Consider the following 9,439-nt stretch of genomic DNA (forward strand, 5'->3'; position numbering starts at 1 on the left):
AATATTGCTGAAGTACCTGAACAATTCGGGCCGTCCGGCGATTGACCACGGCCCCCGGGTCGAACGTGGTCCGGGGCCGGGGTGGGGGAAGGCTGACGACAACGCGGCGAGGCGCGCGCCGGGGCGCGCGAGCCCGTCGCGTTCCCAGTGAGGGACCCCGGCGCAACGAGCGGGGAGCGTCCGGCACTTGAGCCCTGTGCAGGACGGGGCCGTGCAGGACGGGGCCGTGACCGGCCCGTGCCGGGCGGGACCGTGCCGCGCTACTCCACCCCGATCAGCAGCGGAGCGCACTGGTGGCCGCCCCGGTACACCACCGTGTCGACCGCCAGATAGCCCTCGCGCACGTGCTCCTCCAGCGCGTCCGCGAGGCTGTCGGGGACGTCCTCGCCGAGGACCAGGGTGACCAGTTCGCCGCCCGCCGCCAACATGCGGTCCAGCACGTTACGCGCCGTTTCCGGTACGTCCTCGCCGATGACCGCGACGTCACCGTCGATCAGGCCGAGGATGTCGCCGGCCTGGCAGATGCCCGCCATGGTCCAGGACTGCCGCTCGGCCACGGCCAGTTCGGCATAGCGGGTGGCACCGGCCGCGGCGGTCATCGCGACCACGTCCTCGTCGAAGCTGCGGTCGGGTTCGTGGACGGCGAGGGCCGCGATGCCCTGGACGGCGGCCCGGGTCGGGATCAGGGCGACCCTGACCCCCTCCGCGCGGGCCTGTTCGGCGGCGGCAGCGGCGGTGTGGCGCAACTCGGCGTCGTTGGGCAGCAGGACCACCTCGCGCGCGTGCGCCCGGCGGATCGCGTCGACGAGTTCGCCGCTGGCGGGCGGCTCTCCGGGGCGCGCCAGGACCGTCGTCGCTCCGGCCTCCTTGCACAGGCCGCGCAGCCCGTCGCCGGGAACCACCACGACGACCGCGCGCTGCACGGGTTCGGCGTGGGGGTGCACCCGGTCCGCGCCGAAGTGGGTGATCCGGATGCGGTACGGCCGCCCCGCCTCGACACCGGCCTCCACCGCCGCACCCGCGTCGTCGACATGCACGTGGACGTTCCACAGCCCGTCGCCGCCCACCACGACGAGCGAGTCGCCGAGTCCGTCGAGCCGGGTCCGCAGCCGGTCCACGGCGCCGTCCGTGGCCTCCAGCAGGTAGATGACCTCGAAGGCCGGCCCGCCCGCCGCGTCGGCCACCGCGCAGTCGTCCGGCAGCGGAAGGGCGGGCGCGGCCACGTGCGTGCGCTCGGGCGCCCGCCCGGAGACCGCTTCGACGAGCGCCCCGAGCACGGTCACCAGGCCCCGTCCCCCGGCGTCCACGACACCGGCGCGTCCGAGGACGGCGAGTTGGCCGGGGGTCGCTTCCAGGGCCGTCCGCGCCCCCTCGTACGCCGCCCGGGCCACCGCCGCGGTTCCGGCGTCGTCCGCCGTGCTTCCGGCGGCCTCGGCGGCGGCGGTGGCCACGGTGAGCACGGTGCCCTCGACGGGGTGGGCGACGGCCTGCCTGGCGGCGGCCGCGGCGCTCGTGAGCGCCCGGCGAAGGTGGTCCGCGTCGTGCCCGCCGGCCAGCACCCCGGCCATCCCGCGCAGCAACTGCGCCAGGATCGTGCCGGAGTTCCCGCGGGCACCGATCAGCGCTCCGTGCGCCATGGCCCGAACCACGTCGGCGGCGACGGGCACGGTCGTGCCGGTCTCGTGGGCGGCGAAGACGGCTTCGACGGCCTGGTTCGCGGACTCGACGGTCAGATAGAGGTTCGTACCGGTATCCCCGTCCGCGACGGGGTACACATTGATCGCGTCGATCGCCTCGCGCTCCCGGCCCAGCGCCTCCAGCGCCAGTGAGCACCAGGTACGCACCGCGACGGTGTCCATCTCGTCGGCGGTCTGCGGCACCTGTCGGTCCTCCTCGAAGATCGGCCGTGGGTGGCCGGCTGCACCGCAGAGTAGTCCCCGCGCGCCGGGTCCGGCGGCGACAGGGGCGGGACGGGGGGCGGCGGAACCCATGGTAGTTTCGTTCTACCGACGCGGCCGTTGTATGCTGCTTCGGTTGCCCGATGAGAGTCGGGCCATTCCTCCGGTGCCGCCACTTCAGTCAAATGAATCCGGCGCGCCGGAATTCACTGTAAGTGCACCTGAAGTCTTTGGAGTGACCCGTGGCTGCCAACTGCGACGTCTGCGGCAAGGGGCCGGGCTTCGGCAACAACATTTCGCACTCGCACCGCCGTACGTCCCGTCGCTGGAATCCCAACATCCAGCGCGTGCGTGCCGTGGTCGGTCGGACGCCGAAGCGGCTCAACGTCTGCACCTCGTGCATCAAGGCCGGCAAGGTCGCGCGCTGACGTTCCCGTCGTAGCGCAGCCTTCCGGTTGCCCAAAAAGCCGGTCCACCTCGGTGGGCCGGCTTTTTGCTGTGCTGCGGGGCGTCCTCACCCGGTGCGCGTCCGCCAGCCGTGGTCGACGGGGCCGATCCCGGCACCCAGCGGGAATCCGGCCGCGATCGCCCCGGTGACGTACGCCTTCGCGCCTCGTACGGCCGTGGGCACGTCCTGGCCCAGGGCCAGCCCGCAGGCGATCGCCGAGGCCAGCGTGCAGCCGGTGCCGTGGGTGTGCCGGTTGTCGTTCCTGGGTGCGCGCAGCCAGTGCTCCGCGGTGCCGTCCGTCAGCAGATCGACGGGTTCGCCGGGCAGATGCCCGCCCTTGATGACGACCCAGCGCGGCCCGAAAGCCAGTATCCCGGTGGCGGCGTGCCGCATTCCGGTCTCGTCCGTGACGTGCACGCCGGTGAGCTGCGCCACTTCGTCCAGGTTCGGGGTGGCTACCGTGGCGATCGGCAGGAGTTTCGTCCGTACGGAATCGAGCGCCTCGGCGGCCAGCAGCGGATCTCCGTGCTTGGAGACCCCGACCGGGTCGACGACGACGGGGGACGCGGTGCCCGCGAGGAGTTCGGCCACGGTCTCCACGAGCGCGGCCGACGCCAGCATGCCGGTCTTCACCGCCTGCACACCGATGTCGTCCACCACGCTGCGGTACTGGGCGCGTACGGCCTCGGCGGGCAGTTCCCAGGTGCCCTGCACGCCCAGCGAGTTCTGGGCGGTGACGGCGCTCAGCACGCTCATTCCGTGCACGCCGAACGCGGACATCGTCTTCAGATCGGCCTGAATGCCCGCACCACCGCCGGAATCGGATCCGGCGACGGTGAGCACACGGGCGGGCACGGCAGCAGATATGGGCATACGCCGAATCTACTGGGCGTCCTCGATGCCGCCGAAATGATCCCAGCCGCCCTTGCTGGTCCAGGGCGCCCCGTCGACCGTCACCTGCGGCAGCGCCGAGGGGTTGAGGACTTCGCCGATCACCTTCCAGCGGGCGGGCAGTTTCACGTCCGGCGGGAAGGTGGCGACGATCGCGTGGTCCTCTCCCCCGGTGAGTACCCACTGCAGCGGGTCCACGCCGACGGCCTGCCCGATGTCGGACATCTGGGAGGGGATGTCGATGAGTCCGGAGCGCAGATCGATCCGGACCTTGCTGGCCTCGGCGATGTGTCCGAGGTCGGCGACGAGTCCGTCGCTCACGTCCGTCATCGCGGTGGCGCCGAGCCCGGCGGCCGCGGGGCCCGCGTGGTACGGCGGTTCGGGGCGCCGGTGGGCCTCGACGAAGGCGCGGGGCGAGCGGAAGCCGCGGGAGAGCACGGCGTAACCGGCGGCGGACCAGCCGAGCCAGCCGGTGACGGCTACGACGTCGCCGGGCTGGGCCCCGGACCGGGTGACCGGTTCGTGGTTGCGCAGATCGCCGAGTGCGGTGATCGAAACGGTGATCGTCTCGCCGCCCACGACATCGCCGCCGACCACGGCCGCGCCGGCGACCTGGCACTCGTCACGGATGCCGTCCATCAGCTCGCCGGCCCAGGTGACCGGGAGTTCGGCGGGGACGACCAGGCCGAGCAGCAGCGCGGTGGGCACGGCCCCCATGGCGGCGATGTCGGCGAGGTTCTGGGCGGCGGCCTTTCGGCCGACGTCGTACGCGGTCGACCAGTCGCGGCGAAAGTGCCGTCCCTCCAGCAGGATGTCCGTACTGGCCACGACCCTGCGGTCGGGAGCGGACACGACCGCGGCGTCGTCGCCGGGGCCGAGCCGTACCGCCGGAGTGGTGGTGAGCCGGGAAGTCAGCTCCCTGATGAGCCCGAACTCCCCCAACTCGCCCACGGTTCCCTTCACCGAGTCTCACCTCTCATCTATCGCGCCGGACATCCGTCCGGGCTGCTTCGGCGGCCGAGGGTCCGGACCGTGGACCGGCCGCCGCAGAGAGCAGTCTGCACCGGTTCCCATCGCCATGCCCGTCCCCCTTTCGCCCCGTCGCGCTTGCGGTCGCGGGCCGTCTCTGCTGTCGGTACTGTCAAGAGATACGTCAACTTGTGCTGTGTGTGCGCCACGCTGTGGACGTCAACCGCCCCGTAGGTCTCCCCGCGGTCCGCGGCAACGCGATACCGTGGCGTCCCTTTCCCATCCCCACACGATCCTCGTGGCCGCCCTGGAGGTTCCGTGGTACAGGCGTACATCCTTATTCAGACCGAGGTGGGCAAGGCGTCGACCGTCGCCGAGACCATCGCCAAAGTTCCGGGAGTGATCCAGGCAGAGGACGTCACCGGCCCCTACGACGTGATCGTGCGCGCCCAGGCCGACACGGTCGATGAACTCGGCCGCATGGTGGTCGCCAAGGTCCAGCAAGTGGAAGGCATCACGCGAACCCTGACCTGCCCGGTCGTTCATCTGTAGTCCCCGTCTACGCTGGGCCGGTGACATCATCGCGCCGCCGCTTCCGCCATCCCGTGTTTCTCGGTCCGTCCGTTGCCGCACTGCTGCTGGCCGCGGCGGGCTGCTCCTCGACGGACGCCGCGGCGTCGATCACGGTTCCCAGCCCGTCTCCGGAAGCCGCAGCCTACTGCCGCGCGCTGCACAAGGAACTGCCGAGGACCGTTGCCGGACTCGACCGCGATGACACCGGGACGGAGTCCGAACTGATCGCCGAGTGGGGGGACGGAGCGATCGTACTGCGCTGCGGTGTCCCCCGGCCCGCGAAGATGGACGACCCCATGGCGAAGGGGACCGAGGCGGACGGCGTCAACTGGCTGCTGGAGCAGCCGGAAAACGCCGGTCCGCGTTTTACGACCACCTTCCGCAAGGCGTACGTCGAGGTGAGTCTCTCGACGGCGTACGCGCATGACGCGAGCCCGTTGGCCGCGTTCGGCCCGGTGATCACGAAGACGGTGCCCAGCAGCCTGTAGGGCGTGCCCTCCGCGACGGAAGTGCACGCCCTACGGCGCGGGACTCGTCTCAGCGCAGGCCGGTCGGCCGGTTCAACGCGGCCTGGATCAGCCGGTCCACCAGCTCCTGGTAACTCACACCGCTCTCCTGCCACATCCGCGGGTACATGGAGATCGGGGTGAAGCCCGGCAGGGTGTTGATCTCGTTGATCACGAAGCTGCCGTCCTCGGTGAGGAAGAAGTCGGCGCGCACCAGGCCCTCGCAGGACACGGCCTCGAAGGCCTCGACCGCCAGCCGCTGGACCTCGGCGGTCTGCTCCTCGGTGAGCGGGGCGGGCACGATCCCGGAGGCCGAATCGATGTACTTGGCCTCGAAGTCGTAGAAGTCGTGCGAGGTGACCGGCGGGATCTCGGCGGGCACGCTGGCGCGCGGACCGTCCTCGAACTCCAGCACCCCGCACTCGATCTCGCGGCCCCGCAGCAGCGACTCGACGAGGAACTTGGGGTCGTGGCGGCGGGCCTCCTCGATCGCCTCGTCGAGACCGGAGAGGTCGTCGACCTTGGTGATGCCGATGGACGAGCCGGCCCGGGCAGGCTTGACGAAGAGCGGCCAGCCGTGGTCCCCGGCGAAGTCCACGATGCGCTTGCGGGCGGCGGCGGGGTCCGCGTCCCATTCGCGGGGGCGCACCACGACGTACGGGCCGACCGGCAGTCCGAACGAGGTGAAGACCCGCTTCATGTAGTCCTTGTCCTGGCCGACGGCCGAGGCGAGCACGCCGGCGCCGACGTACGGCACACCGGAGAGCTCCAGGAGCCCTTGCAGGGTGCCGTCCTCGCCGTACGGGCCGTGCAGTACGGGGAAGACGACGTCGACCTCGCCGAGCGCCTTGGGGACCGAGCCGGGCTCGCTGTACACCACTTCACGGCTGCCGGGGTCGACGGAGAGCACCACGCTGCCCTCGGCGGACTCGGCCAGCTGGGCCACGTCCGGCATCTTCCGGTCCGCGATGGCCATGCGTTCGGGCTCGTCGGCGGTGAGCGCCCAGCGGCCGTCCGTCGTGATGCCGATCGGCAGGACGTCGTACTTCGTCCGGTCGATGGCGTTCAGGACGGCGCCGGCCGTGACGATCGAGATGCCGTGTTCGGAGCTGCGGCCGCCGAACACGACGGCCACGCGCGGCTTGCGGAGCTGCTGCTCCGGGCTCTGGGGGAGGTTCTCGCTGCTCATATCGCGTTGAGCGTACCTGCTGGTATCCCTCGCGTCAGCGTGGCCGGGGCCGCTGGAGCGGTGACCGCGAACGTTCACCGCTCTGCCCGCTTCCCCTGCCCGTCGTCAGCGTCGCTCGGGCTTCGCGCTGCGCGACATGAGCTCGCCCAGTGCGACCACGGGCGGTTTGCCCTCGTGGACGATTCCGACGACCGTCTCGGTGATCGGCATGTCGACGCCGTGCCTGCGCGCCAGATCGAGCACCGATTCACAGGACTTGACGCCCTCGGCGGTCTGCTTCGTGACCGCGATCGTCTCCTGGAGCGTCATTCCGCGGCCGAGGTTGGTGCCGAAGGTGTGGTTGCGCGAGAGCGGCGAGGAGCAGGTCGCCACCAGGTCGCCGAGGCCCGCGAGACCGGAGAAGGTCAGCGGGTCGGCGCCCATGGCGAGGCCGAGCCGGGTCGTCTCGGCGAGGCCCCGGGTGATGAGCGAGCCCTTCGCGTTGTCGCCGAGGCCCATGCCGTCGGCGATGCCCACGGCGAGACCGATGACGTTCTTGACCGCGCCGCCGAGTTCGGCGCCGACCACATCGGTGATCGTGTACGGGCGGAAGTACGAGGTGTGGCAGGCGCTCTGGAGGCGCTGGGCCACGGACTCGTCCTGGCAGGCGACGACGGCCGCGGCGGGGCGGCGTTCGGCGATCTCCTTGGCCAGGTTGGGGCCGGTGATGACGGCGACGCGGTCCGGGGTGACCTTGGTGACGTCCTCGATGACCTCGCTCATCCGCTTCGCGGTGCCGAGTTCGACGCCCTTCATCAGGGAAACGAGGACGGTGTCGGAGCCGAGGTGCGGGGCCCAGTCGGCGAGGTTGGCGCGCAGGGTCTGCGAGGGCACCACGAGCACGGCGTAGTCGGCGCCGTGCAGCGCCTCGGCGGCGTCGGTGGTGGCCCGGATCGATGCGGGGAGTTCAATTCCCGGCAGGTAGTCCGGGTTGGTACGGGTCGTGTTGACGGCCTCGGCGACTTCGGCGCGGCGGCCCCAGAGGGTGACCTCGCAGCCGGCGTCGGCGAGAACCACGCCGAAGGCCGTACCCCATGAGCCGGTTCCGAAGACGGCTGCCTTTGCGGGGTGCGTCACTTGGGTCCCTTTCCTTCGGCCTTGCGCCGCTGTTCTGCACGGGCCTTGCGGTGATCGTACGGCTCCGCGGGGGCCTTCTCGCCCCGTACGATCTCCAGCTGCGCGGTCACCGCGGCCATGATGACCTCGGTCGCCTCGCGCAGGACGTCGGGCGTCGGCTCCTCGTCGTAGAAGCGGGAGAGGTCGACGGGCGGTCCGGCCTGCACCTGAAGGGTCTTGCGGGGAAAGAGCCGGAGCTTGTTCTCCTTGGCGTACGGCGGCATCGCGAGGTTGGCACCCCACTGGGCGACCGGGATGACCGGGGCCTTCGTCATCAACGCGACGCGGGCGGCGCCGGTCTTGCCGGCCATCGGCCACATGTCGGGGTCGCGGGTGAGGGTGCCCTCCGGGTAGAAGGCGACGCATTCGCCGCGCTCGATGGCGTCGACGGCGGCCCGGAAGGCGTCCAGCGCGTTGGTCGTCTCGCGGTACACGGGGATCTGTCCCGTGCCGCGCAGCATCATTCCGACAAAGGGGGTCTTGAAGAGGCCGGCCTTCGCGAGAAGCCGCGGCACACGTCCGGTGTTGTACTGGAAGTGTCCGTAGGAAAGCGGGTCCAGATACGAGTTGTGATTGACCGCAGTGATGAATCCGCCGTCGGCCGGAATGTTTTCCATTCCCCGCCAGTCACGCTTGAACAGAACCACCAGCGGCGGTTTTGCGATCACCGCCGCCAGGCGGTACCAGAAGCCGATTCTGCGGCGGGACACTCGGACACCTTCCTCTATGGACCTGAACTCTGCCTGGCTACCGACGGTCAAGTCTCGCCCCAGGCCCCTGCTCTGTCGAGAACACCGTACGCCCCGTTTTCGGGGCCGACCCTCCGGGTTCTCGCACCGGCAGGCGAGAATAAGCGGCGATGCGCATCGAGGGGGAGATCGCCACGAACACCGACCCGGCCGGTCCTTGGACCCTGGTCGTCCCGTTGAAGCCCTTGGCGCGGGCCAAGAGCAGGCTCGCGCCCGCGACGGGCCCCGCACTGCGCCCGCGGCTCGCCCTCGCGTTCGCCCGGGACACCGTGGCCGCCGCCCTGTCCTGCCGGGCGGTCCGGGATGTGGTGGTCGTCACGGACGACACGGAGGCGGGGGCGGCTCTCGCGGCCCTCGGGGCCCGCATCGTGCCCGACGAACCGGATCGCGGGCTCAACGCCGCCCTGGCACACGGTGAGCGGACCGCACGGGCCGGGCGGCCGGGGGCTGCGGTCGCCGCTCTCAACGCGGACCTGCCCGCGCTGCGTCCCGCGGAACTGGCCCGGGTCCTCGAATTTTCTGCCGCTTTTCCACGCGCATTTGTCACCGATGCGGCAGGAATCGGAACAACATTTCTTTCGGCAGCGCCGGGAGTGGAATTGCGTCCGGCTTTCGGCGGCCTTTCCCGGGCCCGGCACCTGGACTCCGGCGCGGTGGAAATCACGCTGACCGGCATCGATTCGGTCCGCCAGGACGTGGACACCGGCGACGATCTGCGGGCGGCACTGGCCCTGGGCACCGGCGCGCACACCTCGGGGCACTGGGCCGCGGGGCTCTCCCCGCTGGACCGATAGGCTTCCGTACATGCAGGCGACCTCGTACACGTACGACCCCGAGACCCGCACCGGCAGTGTGCTGCTCGACGACGGGACCCCGGTGGACTTCGACGCCCGGGCCTTCGACGCGGGCGGGCTGCGGCTGCTGCGTCCGGGGCAGCGGGTGCGGATCGAAGGCGTCGGCGAGGGGGCGGATCTGCGGATCACCCTGGTGACCCTGCAGACGTTCTGAACGGCCGGGCGCACCCTGCCCGCGACAGCCCGCGGGCCGGGCTCCCCGAGGGG

At 71.1% G+C, this 9,439-nt stretch carries 11 protein-coding genes; 5 read left to right on the plus strand and 6 right to left on the minus strand.

Features of this window, described 5'->3' with window-relative positions; all coding sequences use genetic code 11:
- Positions 1-260 precede the first annotated feature (260 nt).
- Complete coding sequence (locus ACFU8Q_RS12105; RefSeq protein WP_384451518.1) at positions 261-1,880, minus strand: DAK2 domain-containing protein; 1,620 nt, start codon at positions 1,878-1,880, stop codon at positions 261-263.
- Positions 1,881-2,140: 260 nt separating this feature from the next.
- Here ACFU8Q_RS12105 and rpmB point away from each other — a divergent pair, with 260 nt between their 5' ends.
- A complete protein-coding gene (rpmB, locus tag ACFU8Q_RS12110; RefSeq protein ID WP_030928661.1) occupies positions 2,141-2,326 on the plus strand; it encodes a 50S ribosomal protein L28 in 186 nt (61 codons plus the stop codon).
- A gap of 86 nt (positions 2,327-2,412) precedes the next feature.
- On the opposite strand, the gene thiD is transcribed toward rpmB, so the two are convergent.
- Positions 2,413-3,219, minus strand: coding sequence for a bifunctional hydroxymethylpyrimidine kinase/phosphomethylpyrimidine kinase (gene thiD, locus ACFU8Q_RS12115; RefSeq protein ID WP_384451521.1), 807 nt, complete (start codon positions 3,217-3,219; stop codon positions 2,413-2,415).
- A 9-nt stretch (positions 3,220-3,228) separates the two neighbouring features.
- Positions 3,229-4,200 carry a thiamine-phosphate kinase gene (locus ACFU8Q_RS12120; RefSeq protein WP_384451524.1) on the minus strand — a complete coding sequence of 324 codons (972 nt, stop codon included), beginning with the start codon at positions 4,198-4,200 and terminating at the stop codon, positions 3,229-3,231.
- Between the two features lie 324 nt (positions 4,201-4,524).
- Between ACFU8Q_RS12120 and ACFU8Q_RS12125 the strand changes: the two genes are divergently transcribed.
- Both ACFU8Q_RS12125 and ACFU8Q_RS12130 read left to right on the plus strand, forming a co-directional pair.
- Positions 4,525-4,758 carry an Lrp/AsnC family transcriptional regulator gene (locus ACFU8Q_RS12125; RefSeq protein WP_093899132.1) on the plus strand — a complete coding sequence of 78 codons (234 nt, stop codon included), beginning with the start codon at positions 4,525-4,527 and terminating at the stop codon, positions 4,756-4,758.
- A 20-nt stretch (positions 4,759-4,778) separates the two neighbouring features.
- Positions 4,779-5,267 carry a DUF3515 domain-containing protein gene (locus ACFU8Q_RS12130; RefSeq protein ID WP_384451527.1) on the plus strand — a complete coding sequence of 163 codons (489 nt, stop codon included), beginning with the start codon at positions 4,779-4,781 and terminating at the stop codon, positions 5,265-5,267.
- 49 nt (positions 5,268-5,316) lie between these two features.
- On the opposite strand, the gene ACFU8Q_RS12135 is transcribed toward ACFU8Q_RS12130, so the two are convergent.
- From ACFU8Q_RS12135 to ACFU8Q_RS12145, 3 genes are all read right to left on the minus strand, one after another.
- Positions 5,317-6,474 (minus strand): D-alanine--D-alanine ligase family protein, encoded by a 1,158-nt coding sequence (locus tag ACFU8Q_RS12135; RefSeq protein WP_384451530.1) that lies wholly within the window; start codon positions 6,472-6,474, stop codon positions 5,317-5,319.
- A 105-nt stretch (positions 6,475-6,579) separates the two neighbouring features.
- On the minus strand, positions 6,580-7,590 hold the full coding sequence (locus ACFU8Q_RS12140; RefSeq protein ID WP_384451533.1) for an NAD(P)H-dependent glycerol-3-phosphate dehydrogenase: 1,011 nt from the start codon (positions 7,588-7,590) through the stop codon (positions 6,580-6,582).
- The gene (locus ACFU8Q_RS12145; RefSeq protein ID WP_384451536.1) at positions 7,587-8,339 is read right to left on the minus strand and encodes a lysophospholipid acyltransferase family protein; all 753 of its coding nucleotides are present in this window, start codon (positions 8,337-8,339) and stop codon (positions 7,587-7,589) included. The genes ACFU8Q_RS12140 and ACFU8Q_RS12145 overlap by 4 nt, the downstream gene beginning before the upstream one ends.
- Positions 8,340-8,488: 149 nt before the next feature.
- On the opposite strand from ACFU8Q_RS12145, the gene cofC reads away from it, so the two are divergent.
- Positions 8,489-9,172, plus strand: coding sequence for a 2-phospho-L-lactate guanylyltransferase (gene cofC, locus ACFU8Q_RS12150; RefSeq protein ID WP_384451539.1), 684 nt, complete (start codon positions 8,489-8,491; stop codon positions 9,170-9,172).
- 10 nt (positions 9,173-9,182) lie between these two features.
- The gene (locus tag ACFU8Q_RS12155; protein ID WP_384451542.1) at positions 9,183-9,386 is read left to right on the plus strand and encodes a hypothetical protein; all 204 of its coding nucleotides are present in this window, start codon (positions 9,183-9,185) and stop codon (positions 9,384-9,386) included.
- Positions 9,387-9,439: the final 53 nt, after the last annotated feature.

Origin of the sequence: Streptomyces sp. NPDC057543 (assembly GCF_042801895.1) — a bacterium.
Classification (GTDB): domain Bacteria; phylum Actinomycetota; class Actinomycetes; order Streptomycetales; family Streptomycetaceae; genus Streptomyces.